The organism is Rhodoferax sp. XS2R6, assembly GCF_056521365.1.
In genome coordinates, this window is sequence record NZ_JBWMAY010000001.1 from 715,416 (window position 1) to 740,456 (window position 25,041).

Below are 25,041 nucleotides of genomic sequence, written 5' to 3' on the forward strand. Positions count from 1 at the left end.
TAGGGCCGATCAACCGGAGACTTTTCCCATGGATTTGGCATTCACCCCCGAAGAGCAGCAGTTCCGCGAAGAGATCCGCGCCTGGGTCCGCGCGAACCTGCCTGCTGACATCGCCCACAAGGTGCACAACGCCCTGGAGCTGACCCGCGACGATATGCAGCGCTGGGCCAAGATTTTGGGCAAAAAAGGCTGGTTGGGCTTTGGTTGGCCCAAGCAATTTGGCGGCCCCGGCTGGAACGCGGTGCAAAAGCACCTGTTTGAAGAAGAATGCGCATTGGCCGGCGCGCCGCGCATCGTGCCCTTTGGCCCGGTGATGGTGGCGCCGGTCATCATGGCCTTTGGCACGCCCGAACAGCAAGAGCGCTTTTTGCCCGGCATTGCCAGCGGCGAAGTGTGGTGGAGCCAGGGCTACAGCGAACCCGGTTCGGGCTCCGACCTGGCCTCCGTCAAAACCAAGGCAGAGCGCCAGGGCAACAAGTACCTCGTCAACGGCCAAAAGACCTGGACCACCTTGGGCCAATACGGCGACTGGATCTTTTGCCTGGTGCGCACCAGCAACGAAGGCAAACCCCAGACCGGCATCAGCTTCCTGCTGATCGACATGAAGAGCCCCGGCGTGACCGTGCGCCCCATCATCATGCTGGATGGTGGCCACGAGGTGAATGAGGTGTTCTTCGACAACGTGGAAGTGCCGGCCGAGAACCTGATTGGCGAAGAGAACAAGGGCTGGACCTACGCCAAACACCTGCTGAGCCACGAACGCACCAACATTGCGGACGTGAACCGCAGCAAGCGCGAGCTGGAACGCTTGAAGCGCATTGCCAAGCGCGAAGGTGTGTGGGAAGACACCCGCTTCCGCGATGAAATTGCCAAGCTGGAAGTGGACGTGGTGGCGCTGGAGATGATGGTGCTGCGCGTGCTCTCGGCCGAGAAGAGCGGCAAGAACTCGCTGGACATTGCCGGCCTGCTAAAGATTCGTGGCAGCGAGATCCAGCAGCGCTACAGCGAGCTGATGATGCTGGCCGCCGGCCCCTTCGCCCTACCCCTGGTGCGCGAAGCCATGGAAGCCGGCTGGCAAGGCGACTTCCCCGGCGGTGAAGTGGGCAACGCACCCTTGGCCTCCCACTACTTCAACCTGCGCAAGACCACCATCTACGGTGGCAGCAATGAAGTGCAACGCAACATCGTCTCCCAGGTCGTCCTGGGTTGAACAAGGAGATACACAGATGGACTTCGATTTCTCTGACGACCAGGAACAACTGCGCGACGCCGTACGCAAGTACGTGGACAAGGGTTACACCTTCGAGCGCCGCCGCGCCATTGAGAAGGCGGGAGGCTTTGACCGCACCGCCTACACCGAGCTGGCCGAACTGGGCCTGACCGGCCTGTATGTGCCCGAAGACGATGGTGGCATGGGTATGGGCCCGATTGAGGGCATGGTGGTGATGGAAGAGCTGGGCCGCGGCATGGTGCTGGAGCCCCTGGCCCAGGCGCTGATTGCAGGCGCCGTGATTGCCGGCTACGCCGACGCCGCCACCAAGGCCGCTTGGCTGCCCGGCGTGGCCAGCGGCGAAAAGCTGGTGGTACTGGCCTACCAGGAGCGCGCAGCGCGCTACCGGCTCGACGCTTGTGAGGCAAAAGCCACGCAAGCCCCCGGTGGCTATGTGCTGAATGCTACAAAAAGCGTAGTGCCCGTGGGTGACCAGGCCGATGCCTTCATCGTCCCCGCCAAGGTGAACAGCCAGCTCGCGCTGTTCCTGGTGGAGCGTGAATCAGCTGGCGTGACCACACGCGGCTACGGCACGCAAGACGGCGGCCGCGCCGCCGAAGTGGTGCTGAAGAACGCGCCCGCCACGCTGCTGACCACGGACGGCCTGACCGCGCTGGAACATGCTGTGGACATCGGGATTGCCTGCGTCTGCGCAGAGGCCGTGGGCGTGATGGACAAGACCATGGCCATCACCGCTGAATACCTGAACACACGCAAACAGTTTGGCGTAACCATCGGCAGCTTCCAGGCCCTGCGCCATCGCGCGGCCGACATGAAGATGCAACTGGAACTGGCCCGCAGCATGAGTTTTTATGCCAGCCTGAAGCTCAACGCCCCCGCGCCCGAGCGCCGCGCTGCCATGGCACGCGCCAAAGTCCAGTTGGGCCAGAGCATGCGTTTTGTGGGCCAGCAGTCGGTGCAGCTGCACGGCGGCATTGGCGTGACGGACGAGTACATCGGCAGCCACTACTTCAAGAAACTCACCCAACTGGAAATGACCTTTGGCGACAGCCTGCACCATCTGGGCGAAGTGTCGGTGCGCATGCAAGATACGGCTGGCGTGTTTGCCTAAACAAGCCAGGGTCTGGGCGGCATACCAGCGCCAGACCCTGCCTTGAAACCACCATGGCGGTCTATCTCCAATGTGTGGCCAAGCGCATGCGCGGCGGCTACAAACACGAGCACATCAACCTTTTGTGGTGGGTGCAGGTGGTGGACGGCAAGCCTACCCAAGAGACCGGTTTCTCCACCCACACGCAGTTGATCGACTTCGTCGAATCCAGCGGCCCCCAGGCCCTGTGGTGCCCCGCCTCCAAGCCCGGCCAACCCGGCGCCTGGGTCGGCGTGCAAACGCTGGGGCGTAAAAAGTACCTGCAGGCCATGCGCGATGGACGCCCTACCGAAGACCTGCTTTCGCTGCCGGACAAATGAGTTGTGCTTTACTTTGCGCGGGCGCCCTCTAATGCTCACGCTAGCGGGCGGCTGCCGCGAAGCTTGTAGACGTCCTGTTTAACAACCAGTTAGGCCGGGGGCGCAAGGGCACTGGGTTGCACTTGCTATGTGACCTCATATATCGCGTTAGTTTTCCTCGAAATAGTCGGAGTCAATGCGTTTGACAACATACGAAGCAGCTGCGGAAACGCCAACGTCGAAGTCAATCATGAGAGCGGAAAGCTGCTTGCCGTCGATGAGAACGACCTTTGTGTCAATGCGCGATGCGTAGTCAATCGCATCAGCCGTGTAGAAAGACGTTGTAATAAAAACGCCTTTCCGAGCTCGTTGGCCTTGCAGGGCCCCAACGAATTTCTGTATCTCCGGCCTTCCGACCGATCCTTGCCAGCGTTTAGCTTGAATGAAAATCGTGTCGAGGCCAAGCCGATCTTCTTTAATGATGCCGTCAATGCCACCGTCCCCGGTTTGGCCGATTCGCTCCCCTGCATCTCGACGCGACCCGCCATAGCCCATTTTTACAAGGAGCTCTACGACAAGCTGCTCAAAGAACGTAGGCGAGCAAGACAAAATTCTTGCCAGCAACTCTTGAGCCAGTTGCTCTCTTAGGCCCTGATACGCAAGCTCAATGGCTTCTTCTGGCGTAGTGGTTGTTAGTGGCAATTCAGTCGGTTGCGTTTCCTCAGTGCCGCCCTTGGATAGGTCCCGAAATTCGATGAACTCAGGCCATTGCTCAAGAAGCTTGGCATCGATCCGAGCTGGATTTGACGCCAATGTTTTAAGGCCCCGCTCGGTGATTTTGAACACGGCCCGCTTCGGAGCTTCTATCAGCACGGCCTTCTTCAGATACGTCCGGGCCCAGCCAATTCGGTTTTTAAAGATGCCTTGCTGCCCACTGGGCAGCAGCTCGGCTCTCTCTGTGGGCGTTAGGTTGAAATGTTCAGCAAGGGCCTGTTCAGCGTCTCTCAGTGAATGTTCGTTGCCGTCGGCCAAATGGCGCAGGAACGGAAGCATGCAGGTTTGGTAATCAGGTATGGCCATATGCGGAGGATACTTGCAGCGAACAGTTCAGGCGAAAAAAGGCGGGAGTATCAATGGTCAGGACTTCGCCACATTGCTGGTTGAGGCGGCCAACTGCCTAGCGTCCCCATGATCCTTGAATCCGCTGGAAGCAACACTAGCCGCGGCACGATATCAGCGATCAGTTCGGGCTTTGCACCGGGTACTCGTACTTCGAACATATGGTTACCAGTTTGCAAGCCCGCTTTCGTCCATGCAGAAGCCACCCCCCTTTGCAGATGCGAATAAACGCTCACTCCTCCGCCTCATGGCAAGCCACACACAGCTTGTTCCCCTCCGTGTCCTGGAAGTAGGCGCCGTAGTAATTGGCGTGGTACTCAGGCCGCAGGCCGGGAGCGCCTTCGCTGCTGCCCCCAAAGGCCAGTGCGGTTTGGTAGACCGCATCCACCTGCGCGCGGCCGTCCGTCAGAAAGGCGGCCATCTGGCCGTTGCCCGCCGCATGGTCCCCATCAAATGGTTTGCCGATAAGGAACAACGGGCGCGCCACGCCTTCGGTCTGCCAGCCGGCCCAAGGGCGGCTGCGGTCCACAAAGCGTTGTTGCTGGCCCAGCGCCTGCATCAGCGGTGCGTAGAAGCGCAAGGCGCGCTCGAAGTCGGCCACGCCGACAAAGATGTGGGAAAACATGGGCTCCTCCGGTGGGCTGCCCCGCCGGTGGGCGAGTGCAGCAGCCTCAAAATGCTATCAAAACAGAAGCTGCTCGCGCAATATCCACGGGGGCTATAGGCCTAAAAGGCTTAAAACTCTAGACCAAGCCCTCTTCCAGCAGCTCCCGCTTCACATAGGCGTAGTACAGCGGCGCGGCCACCAGGCCGGCCACGCCAAAGATGGCTTCGCCCACAAACATCACGGTGAGCAGCTCCCAGGCCGACGTGCCGGTGCGTTTGCCCACCACCTTGGCGTTGATGACGTACTCAAACTTGTGGATGGCAATGAGAAACATGAGGCAGGCCAGGCCCACCATGGGCGCCACCGACACACCGGCCAGTGTGAGCACACCGTTGCACAGCAGGTTGCCCACAATGGGGATGAGGCCGGCAAAAAAGGTGAGCGCCACCAGCATGCCGCTGTAGGGAATAAACACGTCAAACAGCGGCAGCGCAGCAAACAGGAACAGCGCGGTGCACACGGCGTTGAACGCCGCAATCCAGAACTGGGCCACCACAATTTGGCGGAAGGCCTGGATGAAATGCGCCGCCCGCGTGCGCATGGCGGCGCGCAGGGGTGCAGGTTGCCCCACGGCCGGTGTGCCGACCACGAGCGCACCAATGACCAGCCCCACATAGGCCAGCAACCCGCCTTGCAGGCCCGCAGAGCCCCAGCCCGTGAGGGCGCGCGCCTGCGACTGCAGGTAAGCCGCCAACCAGGCCTGGGCGGCAATCAGCTCGTCCGGCAGATGGGCGGCCAGGTTGGGCGGTAGTTTTTGGCGAATCTCCAGCACGGTGCGGGCCAGGTGGTGCAGCAGGGCTTCGTACTGCGCCACAGCCCCCACCAGCATGCCCTGGGCATTGGCCAACACCAAGGCCAGGGCCAGCAGTGGCAGCACAATGACCACGGTCGCAGCCCAGAACGGCGCCGGCTTGAACCGCCCCAGGCGCCGGCTGTGGGTCAGCGCCTGGGTGGCCATATAGCCCAGGCACACCGCCAGCAGGCCCGGCAACAGGCCGTAACACAGGGTAAGCAAGCACAGCAGCAGCGCAAGTACTTGGGCAGCGGTGGTCACAAGGCGGGGAAGGATACGCGCGGTACGCGGGGTGGCAGAGGGATGCGTCATGGGTGACGGATGGTAACAAGCATGCCCTGCGTCAACCGCTATCCTTTCAAGAGCATTTGTGCCAGCACCAAGCGCGCGCTCGATAAGTTGGTGGCGCAGGGCACATCGTGCACGTCGCAGGCCCGCACCAGGGCGTTGATATCGGGCTCGTGCGGCTGCGGGGTCATGGGGTCGCGCAGGAAGATCACCGCGTCCACCTCGCCCACCGCCAGGCGCGCGCCAATTTGCAAGTCGCCGCCCCAGGGGCCGCTCAGCATGCGCTCCACACTCAACCCAACTTCGTCCACCAACCGGCCACCCGTGGTACCGGTGGCCATCAGGGTGCATTGCTGCAGGTAGGGGGCGAACTCACGGGCGAGTTCCACCATGGTGTCTTTCTTGCGATCGTGGGCGATCAGGGCAATCCGCGGGCGTGTGTTTTGGCTCATCCCTGCATGCTAAATCACCAGACCCACACCGTTGCACGCAAACACGGCGTTTCAGATTTGCAAAGAAACGCAAAGAAATACAAATGAGAATGATTCTGATTTGATACAATTGACGCAGTAGCCAGCTAAGCCTCCGGCCTGCCACGTTCTGATTCCGTGCCATGGAGATGCCTGCAAGCCAAAAACAATAACGCATCTCCTTGGACCTTTTCATGAAGCACATTCGTAGCCGCAAACACGCCAACCACCTGCATCTCCTGGCCCTCGTGGCCGCATCTGTTCCCTCTGCCGGCATGGCACAACAGGCAGCCGCCACCCTGCCCACCGTGACCATCACGGAAACCGCAGATGTGCCCTTCAAGGCAGACAAATCGGCAAACCCGAAAATCACCCAGCCCCTGCTGGACACGCCCAAGACCATCCAGGTCATTAAAAAAGAAACACTGGCAGAACAAGGCGCCATCACCCTGATGGAGGCCCTGCGCAACACGCCCGGCATCACCATGCAGCTCGGTGAAAACGGCAACACGTCGGCCGGCGACACCTTCCAATTGCGTGGTGCGTCGCTCCAGCAATCCACTTTTGTGGATGGCATTCGTGACCTGGGCGCCGTCACGCGTGACACCTTCAACCTGGAGTCAGTTGAAGTGGTCAAAGGCGCAGCCGGCGCCGAGACTGGCCGGGGCGCTGCCACGGGCTACATCAATCTGATTTCCAAACAAGCACACCTGGGCGACGAGAGTAGCGTGAACGCGACTGTGGGCACTGCTGACAAAAAACGGGCCAGCGTGGACCTGAATCGTCAACTAAGTGAAACATCCGCCGTCCGTATCAATGCCACGACCCAGGACAGTGGCGTGGACGGTCGCAGCACGGTGAAAAACAAGGGACAGGGATTGGGCCTGTCCTACGTGGATGGTCTGGGTACTCCCACCCGCATCCACTTGTTCAGCCAACATATCCGCCAGAACAACATTCCTGACGGGGGCATTCCTTCGATTGGTTTTGAAGGTTTTTACAACGCAACAGCAGCCGTTCAAAACGCGGCCAAAGTGAACCGCAGCAATTACTACGGCAGCATCAACGACTATGAAAAAGTTACCGCTGACATGGTGACCGCCAAAGTCGAACATGATCTTGGCCAAGGTACAACGGTACGCAACGTGACCCGCTGGGGACAGACCCGGATGGATCGGGAGCTTACAGGTATCAACACCATCACTGCACCCGACGTAAACAACCCCTCTAGCTGGACACTTAGTCGCTCACGGCAAAAAGTCGACCAGGTGAATACCATCTTGGCCAACCAAACCAGCGTGAATAGCGCCTTCAACGCAATGGGGTTGGAACACAGTCTTGCCGCTGGCGTCGAACTCATGCACGAAAAGCAAGAAGTGACTGGACACACTGCAGTGGGCACAACATCTGCAGCCAATTTGTACAACCCGAATTCGAATGACGCATTCGGTAGCTTTGTAGCCAGTGGTGCAGAAACCAACGGTTTTACGACCACGCTCGGTGCCTACGTTTTTGATACCGTCAAGTTCAATGAACAGTTTTCCATCAACGGTGGTGTTCGCGTTGATCGCTACAAGCTCGGAACGCGTAATATTTCAACAGCCAACGCAAAGACCACGCTGGATGACGAACGCACCCTGTTGAACTGGAGCATCGGTGGTGTGTATAAGCCTGCACCAAATGGCAGCATCTACGCCTCTTACGCCGACTCCAAAACGCCCCCTGGCGGAAATAACTTCCAGTTGAGCGCTACGGCAAACAATCAGTCTAATGCTGCCTTGGATCCTCAAACTACCAAAACTTTGGAAGTAGGTAGCAAATGGGAGCTGCTGAACAAACGACTCAATGTAGCTGTAGCGCTGTTCCAATCCGTCAATGACGGACAAACCACAGTTGACCCCGTCACCAGCGCTGCTACACAGTACGGAAAAACCGAAGTCAAGGGGATTGAATTTTCTGCGGTGGGCCAACTCACCAACTTCTGGCAAATCTCCGCTGGATTGGCAAAGACCCAAACGCGCCAGATTGACCAACGCAGCGCCACAACCGTCACCGACAGCGTACGCTGGTCGCCAGACTTGACTGCAACGCTTTGGACCTCTTACCAGCTGGACAAACTCACGATGGGTATTGGGGCGCGACACGTATCTGAACAAAAACGGTTAATTACCGAAGGTACAAATGCCGCCACAACAACTATGCCAAGCGTTCCGGCCTATACCGTGTTTGACATGATGGTTTCTTACAAGTTGGCAAAAAACACTAACCTGCAGTTCAACGTCTACAACCTGTTCGACAAAGAGTACCTCAGTACTCTGAACAACGGTGGCGCACGCCTCGTACTAGGTGCCCCACGCTCTGCCACACTGACTGCCGTCTACAATTTCTAATTGCCAGACGTCGGTTCACAAAAGGCCCGCCTTGGCGGGCCTTTTTTATATTCTGGAGTCTTTCATGCTGCTGCACATTCCCCAAGTCCTCAGCCAGACCGATGTGGAACAAATCCGCCATGCGCTGGATACCGAAGGCTGGGTCGATGGTCTGGTATCGAGTGGACCACAGGCATCTGGTTTCAAGCGCAACGTGCAGCTTGATACCCAATCACCGGTCTTTGGCCCACTGTCCCAGCGCATCGCGCAAGCGCTCAAAAAGCACCCGCTGTTCGTCTCAGCCGTGCTGCCCAAAACCATGTTGCCGCCGATGTTTAACCGCTACGAGGGCGGGGGCCACTACGGCAACCACATTGACAACGCGATCCAGACCGACCGTTTTAGCGGCCAGCAGGTACGCACCGATGTATCCACCACGGTGTTTTTGAACGATCCGGATGCTTACGAAGGCGGAGAGCTTGTGGTTGAAGACAGCTATGGCACCCACGAGGTCAAACTCGATGCGGGTGATGCCATCGTCTACCCCTCCACCAGCCTGCACCGTGTGGAGCCGGTCACCCGCGGTGTGCGGGTAGCGTCCTTTTTATGGACACAAAGCCTGGTGCGCGATGCCTGGCGTCGCTCTATGCTGCACGCGCTGGACATGACCATCCTCAAGCTGCGCCACCTACACGGGGACACGGCGGAAGTCGTCGCCCTGACAGGGCATTACCACAAGCTATTGCAGCAATGGGCGGAGGTGTGACCCTGCGGCCCGTGCGCGCCAGCGGTCAGTAGACGTCACGCCGGTAGCGGCCTTCGGTTGCAAGGTGTTGCAAGGTTGGCTCGCCCAAGATGGTTTGTAGCGCCTGGTCTACTTCGCCCGCCATGCCTTCAAGGCTGCCGCAGACGTACACGGCAGCGCCATCCGCCACCCACGCACGCACCGCATCGCCCGATTCCTTCAGCACATGCTGAACGTAGCGGCGCTGGACTTGGTCGCGTGAAAACACCCAGTCCACCCGTGTGAGCCAACCCTGTTGAGCCCAGGGATCAATCTCTTCGCGGTAGTGCGCATCACACGTAGCATTGCGCTCACCAAACAGCAACCACATTGGCGCCACCGCAGTGGGGCGCGGCACCTGTTGGGTACTGTTAAGTCGACCCGCAGCGGCCAAGCGGCCCCTAATATGGCTGCGCAAGCCCGCCAGCCCTGTGCCGTTGCCAATCAGGATGAGGGGGCGATCCGCGTTATCACCGATGCGAAACCCGCTGTGTGCGCGCGCACGTAACATGACCTTGCCGCCAAGATCAACACCTTGGGTCAGCCAGCCGGAGGCCTGACCGGGAGTGCCGTCGGAGCGGCGTGTTTGGCGCACCAAGAGGTGTACTGCGCCGTCCTGCGGAACCGACGCAATGGAGTAGTCACGCAGAGCACCGGGGGCGCCAGGTGCCTCGACCTGCACCAAGTCACCTGCCTGCCAATCGGGCAAGGTAGCACCGCCCTCGGGCACCAGCTCCAGGTGGTGCACCTCCTCGCCCGCGCTGCCTGGGTTCAGGTGCCGGCGAGCACGCAGGGACCAAGCCTCCAGGGTAGGCACCTCCCACTCCGGCAAATCGCTGGTTCCAACCAGGTGCCCCAATTGGCGGCGCCAGTGCTGCAAGGCGGCGGGGTCACTCTTGTCAACCTCAATACGGTCAAAGAGCGGCTGCGCGCCACGGGCCATCAGCCACTGGTCTAAGGCGCGGCCAAAGCCGCAAAACTGGGCATAGGTCTTGTCCCCCAAGGCGAGCATGCCCACGTGCAGGTGGGACAGCGAAGCATCCGTACCCGCCATGACTTGGCGGGCAAAAGACACGGCGCTGTCGGGGGGGTCACCTTCGCCATAGGTACTGGCAATGCATAGCAAGTGATGGGCCTGTTGCAGGTCGGGCAGACTGATTTGGCCCAGCGGTGCCAGGCGCACAGATACACCTGCAACGTGCAGGGCTTGTGCGGTCTGCAGCGCCAGCTCTTCGGCCTGGCCTGTCTGGCTGGCATAAGTCACCCACCACGTGGGAACACCGGGCGTGGCGGGCAGCAGCGCTTCGACACGGCGTTGCGCTGCACGCTGTCGGTTGCGGTGCTGCCAGGCAACTGCAGCACACAGCAGTGCGTAACACAGCACCGTGGCCAGGGTGTAAACAATCTTTTCACTACTCATTCGCAACACTCGTACATCACTTACCGGCGTGCCGCTTAATCGGCAAGTGCATGCATCGCCGGGCTGATGCTTTCGGACAAATTCCCATCGGCTTCGCGTTGCACAAACAGTGCCGCAATGCCGTGCTCAGTGGCCAGTGCCATGCCGTCCTCACGTCCCAACACAGTCAGCGCGGTCGACCAGGCATCGGCCCACAGGCACTCGGGGTGCAGCACACTGACCGAAGCCAGACCGTGCCCCACAGGGCGCCCATTGCGAGGGTCAATGGTGTGCGGCCAGCGCGTACCTGCTTGGGTATACACACGGCGGTAGTCGCCCGATGTCGCTACGCTCAGCCCGTGCAGCGCTACACGCGTGGTGGGCAAGACATTAAGACCCGGTGCCATGGGCGGTGCCTCCAAATCTACCCACCAAGGCTGCCCCCCCAAGTGCATGCCCTGCCCGCGCAGTTCCCCCCCCACTTCGACCAAGGTGTGCTGCAAACCCATGCCCGCCAGACGCTGGGAAACACGGTCTACCGCATACCCTTTGGCAATGGCAGAGAAATCCAGCAATACACCACCGGGCTGATGCAGCTGACGGTGGGCACCGTCCCAGCACAAGCTGCGCCAATCGTTAGAGGCCAGCGCATGCTGCACAGCTTCGTTTGTCGGCAACACAAAGTCTGGATCGGTATAACGCAGCCTGGGACCAAACCCCCACAGGTTAACAAGAGCACCCGCCGCGGGGTTAAAAGCGCCGCCAGAGACATCTGCCAGCCACAGTGCTGCCTGCAGCACCTCGGCCATGGCCTCGGGCACGGCGTGCTGCGTGCCCGCATCGGCTCGGTTGAAGCACTCCAGATCGGAGTTTGGCAACCAAGTGCTCATCTGATTCACCACCAGATCGAGCTCCTGCTGCACGGCTGCACGTACGCGGTCCTCCGGCAGTGGCCCAAGTGCCACCCACCGCACCTGCCAGGTGGTGCCCATAGTCTGGCCGTCCAGGCGGTGCGCCAGAGCTCCCCAGAGAGGGGCAGCATTGTCAATCTGCTGCGGCAATAAAACGCGGTTCATGCGGCAACGCACCCTTGGCCAAAGACCGCCCCCACCCGTTTGCGCTGCGGAGGCAGATCGGTGTGCGCCCCAAACATCAGCGTGGCAACACTTCCAGGGTGAGGCTGTAGCCCGAGCGGCGAACGGGCTCTGCCAGCGTACCGGCGGGGCCGGTGGGCGCTGGGCGTGGAGCACCCGCTGCGGCAGGCGCCGCTTGGGCATCCGGGCCAGCCATGCCAGGCGCACGGGGGGGGGCAATGTTCACCCAGTACATGCCAGCGGCAGGCCACTTGACCTTGATTTCACCCTTGTCATCGGTCGTGAGGCGAATTTCACCGAGTTCGCTGCGGTAACGCAGGCCCGCAAGAATCACCGTAGCCGCGTAGCCGGCGGCGGGTTTGCCGTTGTCAATGAAGCGGAACGTGGCGGTATCACCCTCCACCAGATCATTCGGGTGTGTCACGGGCACCAGTTCTATACCGCGACCTGTAGGCTTCAAAGCATCCGTCGTCGGCTTGCCAGAGGTGACGAAGGTCTCCACCCGGTTTTGCGCTTGGCTCACACGCAGCTCTTGTGCATCTGCCGGAATTTCCTTGGCCAAGGACTCTGCAGTCCCACGCAGGCGTTTGGTTTCGGTTCCGGATTTGAAGCTGGCCATGATGGCGTCATTCACCAACGCAATACGGTAAGTTCCCTGCTGCCCCAGCTTCACGTCGAACACGCTGCGGTAACGACCTTTGGCCTGGTTTTCAGCCTGCACAGGCTGACCATCAGGACCAATGACAACCAGGTTGTCCAAACCAGCGGCGTTGTGCTCGTAGTAGAAGATGTCATTGGAGACTGCGGCATCCACCGACACCCAAGGCTGCTGCCCAGAGTAGATGGTGCCCGAGGGCAAAAGCCAGGAACGGTGTGCGTGCACAGCCGCGGGCAAGGCCAGTACAGCAGCGGCAACCAGCGTGAGGACGCGTGCACGGGTGGAAATATTTTTCATGAAAGTCTCCAGTATTTGAATCAGGGTTTAACAGTAACGCTCACTGCGCCGAGCTCGTGCTGCCCGAGGGCTTGTGTGGTCGTGGCGGCTTTGGGTGGCCAAACAAAAGGCACTTTCACCACTTCACGGCCTCCCACTTCGCGGGTGGCTTCCAGCACCAGTGAGTACTCGCCCGGGGCCAGCTTGGCCAAAGCGGCTGCATCCGTGAACTGAACGGTGTGCTCACCCGGCGCACGCGTGGCGCCACTGATGCCGTCAACCGGCATCGACAGCTCGCGACCACTCTTGCGCCACCAGGTGCGCATGTCTTTGAGCCACTTGGTTCCCTCGTTATTGCGCATCTTGATGTCGTACCAGACAGCAAGGTTGCCCGCAAACGACTGGTCCGGCTTTTCAAGCCAGATCGCAACATAAGGACGGTGGTACTCCGCAACAGCCAAGCGCGGGATTTCAACCTTGAGTGCCAAATCGGCGGCCATTGCAGGCCAAGCAAATCCGGCTGCAGAAATAGCAGCGACGTATCGAATCATCATGAGAGTGCAACTCCTCCAAAAATCAATGGATAAAAAGAATGATCAACAAGAGAGGCGCCACCAGGCCCATGCCCACCATGGGCCAGACCGTGGGGCGATTGGCGGCATGAAACTTGAGGATGAACAGGCCGGTGATGCAGAACACCAAACAAGCTACCGAAAAAATATCAAGAAACCACTTCCAGACACCCCCTGTGTGGCGCCCCTTGTGCAAGTCATTCAAGTACGAAATCCAACCGCGGTCGGTGCGTTCGTATTCCACGCTGCCCGAGTCACGTGCGATGCGCAACCATGCGTCACCACCCGGCCTCGGCAATGAAAGATAAATCTCCTCTGGCGACCATTCCGCAGCGGTCTCCGGCAGGGCTACATCCAACGCCTTGGTCAGCCAGCTGTGCACGTCGGCTGGCAACACTGCGTTCTGCGGCTCATCGTCTTTCACAGCCAGTGCATTGCGCAGAGACTGCGGGAGTTGCACCTCCTTCTGCTGCACCTGAGGTTGCGCGGCAATGTCTGCTGCGTGGTTGAGGGTGATGCCTGTCAAGGCGAACAAGAGCATGCCGATCAGGCACAGCGCAGAGCTGATCCAGTGCCACTGGTGCAGAGTCTTGAGCCAATAGGCACGGCTGGAGGCCACTTGTGCGGCAGAGCGGTTATTCACGGGAATCGGGGTAGTGCAGAAACAGTTTGCGGATCAGAGGACATCGGGCTATCGCCAAAGCAATGCGCACAATTCATCGTAATGTTAATTATAACTATTCTCATTTAGAGATTGACCTATATCACTTGAAAAACTCTTGCCATGCGATACCGCAATCGATTTGCTCAGGACAAAGGCGGAGGTTCGGCCCAGTCGCCACCCAAGGCTTTGTACATGTCCAACGCAGCACTGAGGCGGGCTAGACTTTGCGTAGCCAGTGTGTCGAGCGCGGAAAAGAGTGTGCGTTGCGCATCCAACACAGATAGCAGATCCCCACTGCCTGCGCGGTAGCGCAACTCGGCCAACTGCAGAGAACGCCGCGCCTGCGCCACGACCTCGCGCTGCATGGTTTCCTGGCGCTGGCTCCGGTCGACAGTGCCCATGGCATCGTCCACTTCCTTGAGCGCTGTGCGGATCGCCTTGCCATAATTTTCAATCAACACGACCCGCTGCGACTGGCTGCTGCGAATCTGCAAGCGCTGTTGACCACCATCAAAAATGGCCTGGGCCAGCGACACACCGAGTGAAAAACTGCGTGTCGGATCCGCAAGATCCAGCAATGTCGCGGAACTCAGACCCAATGAGCCCGACAGTGACAAAGTCGGGAACAACGCCGCGCGTGCAGCTGCCACATTGGCATCGGCCGCAGCCAACTGCGCTTCCGCAGCGGCCAAGTCAGGGCGCCGTGCCAGCAGCGCTGTCGGCAAGCCGGGCAGGAGTTCGGGCACCTTGAGCTGGCTGAATTCACTGGCACGAGGCGCATAGCCCTGGGGAATTTTCCCCAACAACAAAGCCAAGGCAGAGGCGGCTTGGCGCTGCTGCAGTTCCAGCGGAATCAATGCGGTACGCTGGGAAAGCACCGTGGTGCGTTGTTGCGACACTTCCAAGGCGGTAGCCACTCCGTTGCGCTGCCGGGCTTCGACAATGGCCAGAACGCGCTCGGAAATCACTAGGTTGTCCCGGGCAATACGCATCCGCTCGCCCACATTGAGCCAAAGGAAGTAGCTGTTCGCCACACCATGCAACAAGGTCAGGCGAGCAGCCTCCCAGTCCTGCTGGCTCGCCTTGAAAGAAGCCTCACCCGCCCGCACACCAGCCGCCACACGACCCCAGAGGTCGACCTCGTAGCTCACGGAGAGACCGGCACTGCTGGTGCGGCGCATCTCTCCCTGGGCCGTCGGCGTGTCTGTGCGCGACACCGTGGAGCCTGCCGTCCCCCGAACCGTGGGCAGACGCGATACGCCGCCCAGCTGCAATGCGATATCTGCCTGACGCATCCGCTCCATGGCGATGCGCATATCTGCGTTGCCTGCCTGCGCTTCTCCGATCAGACGCTCCAACTCCGGGGAACCAAAGGATTTCCACCAGTCGGCGCGAAGCTGCGCTACATCGGCAGCCGGGGCAGCACCATCCCAAGACTGGGGCAGAACGACCACAGGTACGGTACGCGGCTCGGAAACAGCACAGGCCTGCAAAACCAGCACCGCACACAGTACCCAGGGCCGGGCAAGCAAAGGAAGAGAAAACATCATCAACATGCTCATTCAGAAGACAGGGCCACCACCGGATCAAGTCGCGCAGCCTTGCGCGCCGGCAGATAACCAAAGACCAACCCAGTGGCAAATGCACAACCAAAGGCCAGCAACACAGGCATCAAGGTGTATTTCACCGCCGTGCCCGTAGCGCCAATCACAAACGCAACACCCAAGCCAATCACCACACCGATCAGTCCGCCCAAGGCAGACACCACCAGCGCCTCAATCAGGAACTGCTGCAAGATATTGCGCATGCGCGCACCTGTCGCCATGCGGATACCAATCTCCCGCGTGCGCTCGGTCACACTGACCAGCATGATGTTCATCACCCCGATCCCCCCCACCAGCAAGGAGATGGCGGCAATGGAGCCCAGCAGCACCGTCATGGTGTCCTGGGTTTCGGTCGCTGTGTCGATAATCGAAGCCATATTTCGGATCTGAAAATCGATCACCCCGTGGCGTTCGGCGAGCAGAGATTCCACCGCCGATTGCGTCTCGTCGATCCGCTCCACATCGGTTACGGCGACCGTTACATTGCGCAGAAAACGCTGACCCGAGAGACGCAACTGGCTGGTCTGGTAAGGCACCAGCACCACATCGTCCTGGTCATCCCCATTGGGAGAGGCCCCGCGCGAGCTCATCACGCCCACAATCTGGAAACTCAGGTTACCCACCAGCACGAACTGACCCAACGGATCCTGACCACCGGGAAACAGCGCCTTGGCCACGGTCGTACCCAGCACCGCCACCGTGGCGTACTCTTGTTCGTCATCCTCGGTAAAAAAGGTGCCGCGCCCTACTTTCCATTGGCGTGCCAGCGGAAATTTTGAGGACGTCCCCATGACGCTGCTGGAGTAATCGGACTCCCCATGGCGCAAGGTAGCGGTGCTGCGCTGCTCAGGCACAGCCGCCAACACGTTGGGAACCTCCTTGTCGATGGCATGCACGTCTTCCAGCACCAACGTCGCCGTGTTGGAAAAACCCCGCTGGTTGGGTGCACCAGGGCGCACCAGCAAGAGATTGGAGCCCATCGCGCTGATCCGATCGATCACGACTTGTTTGGCCCCATCGCCGATGGCCAACATGGCGATGACAGAGGCGACGCCAATCACAATTCCCAGCAGCGTCAAGATGGCGCGAAAAACGTTGGCCTTGAGTGCCCGCAGAGCAGTCTTGGCAGCCTCCAGCACATCGCTCCAATGCGAAACCCGCCCCACACGAGGCATCCAGGCACGGGCCGCCATGGCAGTTGCACCTTCAGGGGGGCGTGGCCCCGGGTCGGCCACGATGTGGCCGTCTTTGATCTCGATGATCCGTTGGGCATGCTCGGCCACCTCGGCGGCATGGGTGATCAGAATCACGGTGTGCCCGCGCGCAGCCAAATCCTTCAGCAGCGCCATGACATCCGCACCACTCTTGCTATCGAGCGCGCCCGTCGGCTCATCGGCCAAAATGATCCGACCGCCATTCATCAAAGCCCGCGCGATGGACACCCGCTGCTGCTGCCCACCCGACAGCTGGTTCGGCCGGTGATGGGCCCGGTCATTCAACCCCAATGAAGCAAGGAGCTCCAGCGCCCGTGCATGTCGCTCGGCCGGCGGAATCCCCGCGTACACCGCAGGCACTTCCACGTTGTCTGCCGCCGATCCCGTGGCAATCAGGTTGTAACTTTGGAAAACAAAACCAAAGGCCTCGCGACGCAACTCCGCCAACTCATCACGCTCCAGCTCCGAGACATCACGCCCCATAAAGCGGTAACGTCCCGTCGTGGGCCGGTCCAAACACCCCAAAATATTCATCAAAGTCGACTTACCCGAACCCGACGCACCCATGATGGCCACGAGCTCGCCCGGATAAATCTGCAGATCAATCCCGTGCAACACCTCCACCGCGAGATCACCATTGGTATAGGTTTTGGTGATGCCGCTCAGGTCAATCAAGGGTATCCGCGCATCGTCCAACTCAACCGGAGATGTCATCGCCGTGCACCACCGCTTGCGCTGCCAGGGGCATTGCCCGATGGTGCACCAGGTGCGCCAAAGTTTTGGTTCTGCGACTGGCCTACCCCAGCCCCTTGCTGGTTGTTGGCTCGGCGTGGCTGCTCCGCCTCACGCATGCCCGCCACAACACGCTCCCCCTCTTTCAAACCGGAGAGCACCTCGGCATGCACGCGGTTGCTGATGCCGATAGTGACTTCACGCTCCTCCAGAGAGCCATCCTCCAGCATGACTTTGACCTTGGCCTGGCGCGGACCACGCGCAGGCCGGACGGACTCACTCGGCGCCCCATTTGCCTGGGGCGGTGCCGTGCGCGCAGGCGCATCGCGCCGGTCGGCCGAGCCCGATGCGTTGGCCGCTGGATTGCGCAGCGTGTCACGGGCTTCCGCACCTGGCAGGCGCTCACGCTTCGGTGAAGACGCAGAGGTGCCAGGCGGCGGCGACACAGCATCTGCGCCTGCGGCCTGGTCACGCTGCCGGCGGCGCTGCTCACGCAGACGCTGGCGCTCTTCTTCCGACAAATTCTGGAACGCTTCACGGTCCATGCGGGGCATCCCGCCAGCACGGCCTTCATTGGATGGACCATCGGCAACCCGAATGAACCCCGACTCCAACCGGGTGGAAGTCGGCATCAGCGCGGGACGGGCTCCAGATGCCGGTGCTCCCCCCTCAGGCGGGCGTTCTGTGGCACCGCCCTTGGGTCCACGCGCCCCACGCTGTATTGTCAAAGCCGACATGGGCACCATGAGCACATCACGCGCCTCGGCAACTACGAAAAACACCTGTGCAGTCATCTGCGTCATCAGGCTGCGATTGTTATTAGGGACCTCGAACAAGGCGTTGTAAAGCACCACGTTGTTCGTCACGGTGGGTGTAGGTTCAATTCTCTTGAGCTGCCCGTACCAGCGCCGCCCTTGGCCACCCAGGGTGGTGAAATACACCGGCATCCCGGTGCGCAGCTTGCTGACGTCAGCCTCAGAGACCTGGGTCTGCACGGTCATCATGGAAAGATCCGCCACACGCAAGAGCGTAGGTGCAGACTGGTTCACATTCAGCGCCTGCCCCTGACGGGCCGTGATACTAACCACCGTGCCCGCCATGGGGGCATAAATACGCGTGAACTTGAGATTGGCCTCCTCAATCCGCATGCTGGCCCGCAATTGCTCCATCTGCGCCTTGAGAGACTGAATCTGGACACGCGCGGTATGTACCGCAGTCTCGGCATTCTGCAAAGTCTCTGCCGTTGTGGCTTCTTCCGCCATCAGATTCTTCTGCCGCTGCAGATCCCGTTCAGCCTTGACCAACGTCAGCTCGCGCTCCGCCATCTGGGCGTCCTGGGAGCGCAGCTGGGCACGGCTGGCCTCCACCTTGGCAATAGAGGTCTCTGCATCGATCTCTGCCAATACGTCGCCTTCGCGAACTTCGGTCCCCACTTCAACCAGTAGCTTGCGCAACTGCCCAGACACTTGGGCTCCCACATCCACATAATTCCGCGGCTGCAAAGAACCCGTGGCGCTGACTTGGTCTTCGATATCACCCCGTTGAATCGTCGCGGTGATGTAGGCGCTCTCAGCCTTGGCGCCAGGCCCCCAGCGCTTCCAGCTAACCCACGCGCCCCCCAACAGACTCAAAGAGATGAGGGACACCAGCATCCACCACCAGCGACTGCGTCCGCGGACCCCGGAGGCAACCGCCTCCACCTGTTTCACTTGCTTCATATCGAATAATTGGTTGAGTAAGGCATGCCAAGAACCACATCCCGTGCACTACCCTTGCATGCTGCCCGCAGAATATGCAAAGAATGTGGACAAACCCTCGCAGAATGCAGGCCAGTCCCCTTGCGCCAGGCAAACTTGCACAATTCTTGAAACATTGGGCGCTAGGCTAAGACCTGCTGACCTATTCCACACTCCTATGCCCCCTCCAGCACTCCGTCGCATTGGCATCGCCCGCTTTGACACCTTAGGCGTCAAGCTCTTTTTGGCGATCGCGGGTGCCAATATCGTGCTCGTCATGTCTGCCTACCTGATCTACAGCTGGAGCTTTGACAAAGGCCTGGTCGAGTACCTCAACAAAGCCGACGAAACCCGATTGCGACCACTGGTAACCCACTTGGGAGAGAGGTACCAGCAAGAGGGCAGTTGGGAGTGGATTACTTCCGACCGCCAGCGCTGGCAGGACCTGACACGCGAAACCTTGGGGTTGGGTCGCTCACCGCGCCGCGCGACGGATGGTCCTCCGCCCGACGGCCGTCCCGCACCTGCCAATCAACGCACAGCGTCCGAACCGGCAGCACCACTGCCCGGCCTGGCCGCACAGAATCCCATCAACACCAGCCCACCGTTGACGATCGACCGCCGGCTACTGCTGTTCAATGCACAGCGTCAACTTATCGTGGGTCCTGAAGAGCGCAGCGAGCAGGCAGTGCTCAAGCCGATCTTGGTGCAGGCGCAGACGGTTGGCTACCTGGGCTACATCCCACGCTTGCAAATGGTGGCCTCGCTGGAGCATGTGTTCCAGGCACAGCAAGCACGCTCCTTTTCCGCCATCGCACTCGGCCTGCTGGCGGCGGTTGTCCTCAACGCAGCACTGATCGCGCGCTGGCTGTCACAGCGTTTGCGGCCACTGGGCGCAGGCGCTGCCGCTGTGACCCGGGGTGACTACGGCGTGCGCCTGCCCGTGCAAGGGCACGATGAACTGGCCCAGTTGGCGGATGACTTCAACCACATGAGCCGTGCACTGGAAGCCGCGCAACAGGCCCGTCAGCGCTGGATTGCCGACATCGCCCACGAGCTGCGTACACCGCTGGCCTCGCTGCGCGCCGAAATCGAGGCCATGCAAGACGGTGTTCGCCAGCCCAGCCTGGACAACCTTGACTCCTTGGCACAAGAGGTGAACCGCCTTACCCGCTTGGTCGAAGACCTGCGCCTGCTATCGCTGTCGGATTTGGGTGGTCTCCACTATCGCTTCGAAACCATCGACTTGGGACGCTTCGTCGACGACTTTTTAGATGACGCAACCGGGCAGGACAACGACACTCTGCAAATCGACCGCGAACTGGTCCTCGGCCTGCGGGTTCGGGCCGACGACGATCGACTGACCCAGGTACTGTCCAACCTGCTGCAAAACACCCGTCGCTACACGGCAACCCCAGGGCGTCTTCATGTCCGGCTCAGTCGCAGCCAAAACCAGGCGCTGCTGAGCTGGGAAGACAGCACGCCGGGCGTACCTTCAGAAGCGCTACCGCGCCTCAAAGACCGGCTCTTCCGTTTGGACCCTTCGCGCGACCGCAGCTCGGGGGGGTCCGGCCTCGGCCTGTCCATTGCCAGTGCAATTGTCGAAGGCCATGGTGGGCACATGCAAGCCAGTTCCAGCGTGCTGGGTGGCCTGCGTTGGGAGCTGCTTCTGCCATTACACGACGAGCGTCAGCCATGACTGAGCGCATCCTGATCGTCGAAGATGAAAGCAAGATGGCCAGAGTCCTGCTCGAATACCTAACCCAATCGGGCTACCAAACCCACCACCTCACACGCGGCGATGAAGTCGAAGCCTGGCTGGAAGGGAATCCGGTCGATCTCATCCTGCTTGACCTCATGCTGCCAGGCAAAAGCGGCCAGGACATCTGCCGCACACTGCGTGCCAGCCCGGCCGGGCCCGCCATCATCATGGTCACGGCGCTGGTTGAGGAGATCGACCGCCTGCTCGGTCTTGAATTAGGCGCGGACGACTACATCTGCAAACCCTTCAGCCCGCGTGAAGTGGTCGCACGGGTGAAGGCTGTTTTGCGCCGCACCACCCCACACACAACTCCGCCTGCCGCAGCACATCATCTGGATCTGGACGATGCCCGATGGCGCGCCACGCTGGGGGGAAGAGACTTGGGATTGACTGCAGTGGAATACCAACTACTCAAAGTCATGAGTGGCCGCCCCGGTCGCATCTACTCGCGTGAACAGCTCATGGATGCCATGTACCAGGACGAGCGCATCGTCTCCGACCGGACTGTCGATAGCCACATCAAAAAGTTGCGTCGCAAAATTCAGCAGCTACTGCCAGAGCAGGAGCTCATCCAATCGGTCTACGGACTTGGTTACAGATTTGACACTCCCACCTGACAGCTCAAGGCGCAGCGATGACACCCAAACGCCGACTGTTCTCGCGTAGCTCTCCCAATGGGTCGCGGCCTTCAGTTATTAACACGATGATCAACACACCGGCTTGTTGCATTGCCTGTGCCAGCGCAGGCGGCAACTCTCGGTGGCTCAACACCGCCCGCACCGAAGCGCTACGCAAGCGCAGCACCAGCGCGCCCAGGGCTTCGGTCGTCCAGGCCTCATCGTCCCGTGCATCCACACCCATCAAATCAAGATTGAAGCCACTCACCAAGTAGTCCAACCGATCGGACAGGCTGAACACGGCAAGGTTGTTCGCACCGGCCAAACGTGCTTCGCTCTGGGCCGTGGTGGCGAGGATTTGCTGACGCAACGTGGTCGCATTGGCTTGCAAACGCAACTTCGCCGAAGGTGCAAGACGTGCAAGGTCACCAGCAATCACGTCGACCATTCGTCCCAAATTCACCGGGTCAAGCCAAGGCAGCGCATTTGCGGAAGCACCCAGCTCCTGCAAGGCCATGCCAGGCAACGAAGCATCAAGCGGCCTGGCTGCATCGATTTCAATGAGACGAATGTTTTGGCGGCGTGCCAATGGGAAAAGTGGATCGTCTGGCCAGATAGAGCGCAGGCCAATCACGGCATCAGCCTGACGTGCAGCATCGCCCAATGCCACCGCCCCTCGGCCTGCAAAAAAAGCCTGTTGCCGGTTGGCCGGCAGCGTTTCTGGTACTGGCCGCAACACCACCATGCCGGTATCTCGCACCAGTGTATGGGTCAGCGCAGCCACCACAGGATGGGCCACCAGCAACCGCACGGGTGCAGTCGCCTGGGCTGCCACAGCAGATGCGGGAGCGCTCTGCGCCAGCGCAGACGTTGAAATAGACGCGGTGGCGGCAAGCGCCAAGAGTGCGGCCAAACACCAAGAGGAAGAAATACGACACGCGGTCATCCGGCATGCCCTTTCAAAGACGGAGTTAGCCCCCGAATGACTGCCGCGAGCGCGAAGAAACAACCGGCGGTAAGAATGATGGCGGCACCTGAGGGCACGGGCAATTCGAGTTCAATCGGCACCAAAATACCTATTTGCGTGCTCGCCGTGGCGAACAACACACTCAACCAGAAGAACCCCCGCAACGAAAGGCTCAGCAGGCGCGCTGCGGCAGCAGGAATGATCAGCAACGCCCCCACCAGGATGGCGCCAATCACCTTGACCGATGCCACGGTGACAATGGTTACCAGCACCACAAACAGATAGTCCAGCAGCTTGACCCGTACGCCGCGTACGGCAGCAAGCTGAGGATTGAAGCTGGCGAGCATGAACCGGTTGTATAGCGGCACGGTGAGCAACACCACCAGTGCCCCCACCACCGCCAACACCAACAAGTCACCAGCGTCCACGGTCAATACGGAGCCGAACAGCACGTTTTCAAGAATGTGGATGTTCACGCGACCGGAAAGCATGAGCAGAAGGCTCGCCCCCATCGCCAGGGAGACGGCCAAGAACACGCCAATCAGCGTGTCCGGCGAGAGCCCCGTGCGGTTGCGCAAGTAGTTCAGCAACAGACCGAACAGCAGGCAATACGCAAACAAACTGCCATAGGGCCCGGTGTAGGGCTCCCCCAGCAAAATGCCAATCGCCACACCCGTCAGCGCGGCATGCCCCACTGCCTCGGAGAAAAACGCCAACCGTTTGACCACCACCAGCGTTCCCAGACCACCGAGCACAGGGCCAATGCACAAACCGGCCAGCACGGCGTTGACCACAAAACCATACGCCAGCGAGGCAGGCAAGGTGCCCTGCTCGGCCATCAACTGGATCGCTTGACGAAAACTATCGAAACCACTCATCACGCCACCGCCTTGTCTTCTGCTTCTTCGATCCGGTGCCGGTTCGAAAACAGCGCCAGCACGCGTTGCGGGGTCAGTGTTTGTGCGGCAGGACCGTCAAACAACACCTGCCGACTCAGACCAGTGACCTGGTCCGCCAAACGCGTGACGGCATCCAGGTCGTGTTCGATCCATAACACCGTGACACGGCTTTCGCGCCAGTGCGCCAGCAGCGTTTCAAACGTATCCACGCCCGCCTCGTCCAGCGCAGACATAGGTTCGTCCAGCAAAATGAGATCGGACGCCGGAATCAGCGCCTGGGCCAGCAACACACGCTGCCGCTCCCCCCCCGAAAGCGCCCCCATGCGGCGATGGGCCTTCTCCAACATGCCAACCTGCTCCAAGGCACGCTCCACAGCCCCCCTCCAGTTCGGCGACAGGCCCAAAAACACAGGACGCCGCTGACACATGGCCCCCATGAAATCCATCACGGTCATGGGCAAACCGACATCAAACGCCAGTGCCTGCGGCACATACCCCGTAGTACCGGGCTGATCACCCGGCCACGCAATGCTGATCTCGCCACGGTGGGGCATCTGGCCCAGCAAGGCTTTGAACAAAGAACTCTTACCGCCTCCGTTGGGTCCCACGAGTGCATGCACGCTTCCCGGTGCCACGTTCAGGCTGACGTGCCGCAAGATGTCGGTGTGACCGAGCGTGAGGCTCACGGATTCGAAGGCAATGCCGGGCCCATATCCCTGCATCATGCGGACTCCCGAATGGCGCGCACCACCGTCGCCAGGTTGCGCGCGATTTCCTGTTCGAACTTCTCGGAGGTATACGGACCATGCGAAATATGGGTCAGGGCATAGAGTCGAACTCCGGTCTCGCGCCGGATGGTATCTACGTAGGCGGAGGGAAAGTCCATCTCGGAGAAGATGACTTTCACATCGAGTGAACGGATCTGGTCGATCGTGCGCTTGAGCTGCGAGGGGCTAGGCTCGATGCCGTGCGCGGGCTCCACCACAGCAGCGACTTCGAGACCGAACTCGCGCAACAGGTAGTCGTACGCGCCGTGAATCGTCGCGATGCGAAAGTTGGCGGCCGGGGCCTGGGCAAGTTGCCCCAACGCATCGGCGCGCAGCTTGCGCAATTTTTGCGCATAAGCGCGCGCATTGGCGGTGTAGGCGGTAGCGTTCGCGGTATCAATTTTCCCCAGCTCCCGCGCGATGGTATTGATCTGCGAGATGGACGCAGTCACCGACAAAAAGGTGTGCGGATTCACAACCTTGCCGGAAGTGCCACGCCCCTCGCCCACCGCGGCAAGCAGCGGCACCTGGGCGTTGGACTCAATCACCTTAAGATCGGGCCGCTCACTGGCCGCAATCATCCGGCCGGCGAAATCATCGTGCCCGACCCCGTTGATCACGATCGCATCCAGCGTCGCAATGCGCTTGATGTCTTCGGTACGTGGCTCGTAGGCGTGTGGATTGAAGCCCGCGGGAATGATGGGAACCACCTCCGCAAGGTTACCGACCACATTGGCAACATAACTGTAGTAGGGGTGCAGCGTCACACCTATGCGCAAGCGGCGCATCTGGGCTTGAACCCCTGCTGCGGCCAGCGCCAAAGGCGCCCACGCCAAGGTGCACAGCAACTGCCGACGGCGTTTATGGGTTGTGTAAAGGTCTTGCATAAATTTCTTCAAATAAAACGTCA

23 protein-coding genes are annotated in these 25,041 nt (G+C 60.3%); 7 read left to right on the plus strand and 16 right to left on the minus strand.

Annotated features, from left to right (window positions below):
• The first annotated feature begins 28 nt into the window (after positions 1–28).
• Genes AC097A_RS03385 through AC097A_RS03395 form a run of 3 tightly spaced genes read left to right on the plus strand, consistent with a single transcriptional unit; the run spans position 29 to position 2,701 of the window.
• Positions 29–1,210 (plus strand): acyl-CoA dehydrogenase family protein, encoded by a 1,182-nt coding sequence (locus tag AC097A_RS03385; RefSeq protein WP_479619750.1) that lies wholly within the window; start codon positions 29–31, stop codon positions 1,208–1,210.
• Between the two features lie 16 nt (positions 1,211–1,226).
• The gene (locus AC097A_RS03390; protein WP_479619751.1) at positions 1,227–2,342 is read left to right on the plus strand and encodes an acyl-CoA dehydrogenase family protein; all 1,116 of its coding nucleotides are present in this window, start codon (positions 1,227–1,229) and stop codon (positions 2,340–2,342) included.
• Between the two features lie 53 nt (positions 2,343–2,395).
• Positions 2,396–2,701, plus strand: coding sequence for a DUF3892 domain-containing protein (locus tag AC097A_RS03395; RefSeq protein WP_479619752.1), 306 nt, complete (start codon positions 2,396–2,398; stop codon positions 2,699–2,701).
• A gap of 147 nt (positions 2,702–2,848) precedes the next feature.
• Here AC097A_RS03395 and AC097A_RS03400 read toward each other — a convergent pair whose 3' ends face one another.
• The 4 genes from AC097A_RS03400 to AC097A_RS03415 all read right to left on the minus strand — a co-directional run bounded on the left by AC097A_RS03400 (position 2,849) and on the right by AC097A_RS03415 (position 5,999).
• Positions 2,849–3,760, minus strand: coding sequence for a restriction endonuclease (locus AC097A_RS03400; protein WP_479619753.1), 912 nt, complete (start codon positions 3,758–3,760; stop codon positions 2,849–2,851).
• 271 nt (positions 3,761–4,031) lie between these two features.
• Entirely contained in the window at positions 4,032–4,424 is a 393-nt protein-coding gene (locus AC097A_RS03405; RefSeq protein WP_479619754.1) for a VOC family protein, read from the minus strand.
• A 118-nt stretch (positions 4,425–4,542) separates the two neighbouring features.
• Positions 4,543–5,571 (minus strand): AI-2E family transporter, encoded by a 1,029-nt coding sequence (locus AC097A_RS03410; RefSeq protein ID WP_479619755.1) that lies wholly within the window; start codon positions 5,569–5,571, stop codon positions 4,543–4,545.
• A gap of 38 nt (positions 5,572–5,609) precedes the next feature.
• Positions 5,610–5,999: a methylglyoxal synthase gene (locus tag AC097A_RS03415; protein ID WP_105260032.1), complete on the minus strand. Its 390-nt coding sequence runs from the start codon at positions 5,997–5,999 to the stop codon at positions 5,610–5,612.
• A 212-nt stretch (positions 6,000–6,211) separates the two neighbouring features.
• Between AC097A_RS03415 and AC097A_RS03420 the strand changes: the two genes are divergently transcribed.
• Together AC097A_RS03420 and AC097A_RS03425 are read left to right on the plus strand one after the other, a co-directional pair.
• The gene (locus AC097A_RS03420; protein WP_479619756.1) at positions 6,212–8,407 is read left to right on the plus strand and encodes a catecholate siderophore receptor Fiu; all 2,196 of its coding nucleotides are present in this window, start codon (positions 6,212–6,214) and stop codon (positions 8,405–8,407) included.
• A 64-nt stretch (positions 8,408–8,471) separates the two neighbouring features.
• Positions 8,472–9,152, plus strand: a complete 681-nt coding sequence (locus tag AC097A_RS03425; RefSeq protein ID WP_479619757.1) for a Fe2+-dependent dioxygenase — start codon at positions 8,472–8,474, stop codon at positions 9,150–9,152.
• A gap of 25 nt (positions 9,153–9,177) precedes the next feature.
• Here AC097A_RS03425 and AC097A_RS03430 read toward each other — a convergent pair whose 3' ends face one another.
• The 8 genes from AC097A_RS03430 to AC097A_RS03465 form a co-directional block, all read right to left on the minus strand.
• Positions 9,178–10,590 carry a sulfite reductase subunit alpha gene (locus tag AC097A_RS03430; RefSeq protein WP_479619758.1) on the minus strand — a complete coding sequence of 471 codons (1,413 nt, stop codon included), beginning with the start codon at positions 10,588–10,590 and terminating at the stop codon, positions 9,178–9,180.
• Between the two features lie 35 nt (positions 10,591–10,625).
• Positions 10,626–11,561 (minus strand): FAD:protein FMN transferase, encoded by a 936-nt coding sequence (locus tag AC097A_RS03435; protein ID WP_479619759.1) that lies wholly within the window; start codon positions 11,559–11,561, stop codon positions 10,626–10,628.
• 160 nt (positions 11,562–11,721) lie between these two features.
• Positions 11,722–12,618: a DUF4198 domain-containing protein gene (locus tag AC097A_RS03440; RefSeq protein ID WP_479619760.1), complete on the minus strand. Its 897-nt coding sequence runs from the start codon at positions 12,616–12,618 to the stop codon at positions 11,722–11,724.
• Positions 12,619–12,638: 20 nt separating this feature from the next.
• Positions 12,639–13,151 carry a DUF2271 domain-containing protein gene (locus AC097A_RS03445; RefSeq protein ID WP_479619761.1) on the minus strand — a complete coding sequence of 171 codons (513 nt, stop codon included), beginning with the start codon at positions 13,149–13,151 and terminating at the stop codon, positions 12,639–12,641.
• 22 nt (positions 13,152–13,173) lie between these two features.
• Positions 13,174–13,812, minus strand: coding sequence for a PepSY-associated TM helix domain-containing protein (locus AC097A_RS03450; protein WP_315473536.1), 639 nt, complete (start codon positions 13,810–13,812; stop codon positions 13,174–13,176).
• Positions 13,813–13,976: 164 nt separating this feature from the next.
• Positions 13,977–15,389 carry an efflux transporter outer membrane subunit gene (locus AC097A_RS03455; RefSeq protein WP_479619762.1) on the minus strand — a complete coding sequence of 471 codons (1,413 nt, stop codon included), beginning with the start codon at positions 15,387–15,389 and terminating at the stop codon, positions 13,977–13,979.
• Positions 15,390–15,391: 2 nt separating this feature from the next.
• A complete protein-coding gene (locus AC097A_RS03460) occupies positions 15,392–17,365 on the minus strand; it encodes a MacB family efflux pump subunit (protein WP_315473538.1) in 1,974 nt (657 codons plus the stop codon).
• Positions 17,362–19,101, minus strand: a complete 1,740-nt coding sequence (locus tag AC097A_RS03465) for an efflux RND transporter periplasmic adaptor subunit (protein ID WP_479619763.1) — start codon at positions 19,099–19,101, stop codon at positions 17,362–17,364. Before AC097A_RS03465 ends, AC097A_RS03460 begins: the two co-directional genes overlap by 4 nt.
• A 196-nt stretch (positions 19,102–19,297) precedes the next feature.
• On the opposite strand from AC097A_RS03465, the gene AC097A_RS03470 reads away from it, so the two are divergent.
• Complete coding sequence (locus AC097A_RS03470) at positions 19,298–20,818, plus strand: ATP-binding protein (protein ID WP_479619764.1); 1,521 nt, start codon at positions 19,298–19,300, stop codon at positions 20,816–20,818.
• The gene (locus AC097A_RS03475; protein WP_105260043.1) at positions 20,815–21,498 is read left to right on the plus strand and encodes a response regulator; all 684 of its coding nucleotides are present in this window, start codon (positions 20,815–20,817) and stop codon (positions 21,496–21,498) included. The genes AC097A_RS03470 and AC097A_RS03475 overlap by 4 nt, the downstream gene beginning before the upstream one ends.
• 4 nt (positions 21,499–21,502) lie before the next feature.
• Here the strand turns inward: AC097A_RS03475 and AC097A_RS03480 are convergent, their stop codons facing one another.
• From AC097A_RS03480 to AC097A_RS03495, 4 genes are all read right to left on the minus strand, one after another.
• On the minus strand, positions 21,503–22,333 hold the full coding sequence (locus AC097A_RS03480) for a metal ABC transporter solute-binding protein, Zn/Mn family (RefSeq protein WP_479619765.1): 831 nt from the start codon (positions 22,331–22,333) through the stop codon (positions 21,503–21,505).
• Positions 22,334–22,440: 107 nt separating this feature from the next.
• The gene (locus AC097A_RS03485) at positions 22,441–23,343 is read right to left on the minus strand and encodes a metal ABC transporter permease (protein ID WP_479619766.1); all 903 of its coding nucleotides are present in this window, start codon (positions 23,341–23,343) and stop codon (positions 22,441–22,443) included.
• Complete coding sequence (locus tag AC097A_RS03490) at positions 23,343–24,089, minus strand: metal ABC transporter ATP-binding protein (RefSeq protein ID WP_479619767.1); 747 nt, start codon at positions 24,087–24,089, stop codon at positions 23,343–23,345. The genes AC097A_RS03485 and AC097A_RS03490 overlap by 1 nt, the downstream gene beginning before the upstream one ends.
• Positions 24,086–25,018: a metal ABC transporter solute-binding protein, Zn/Mn family gene (locus tag AC097A_RS03495; protein WP_479619768.1), complete on the minus strand. Its 933-nt coding sequence runs from the start codon at positions 25,016–25,018 to the stop codon at positions 24,086–24,088. Before AC097A_RS03495 ends, AC097A_RS03490 begins: the two co-directional genes overlap by 4 nt.
• Positions 25,019–25,041 lie beyond the last annotated feature (23 nt).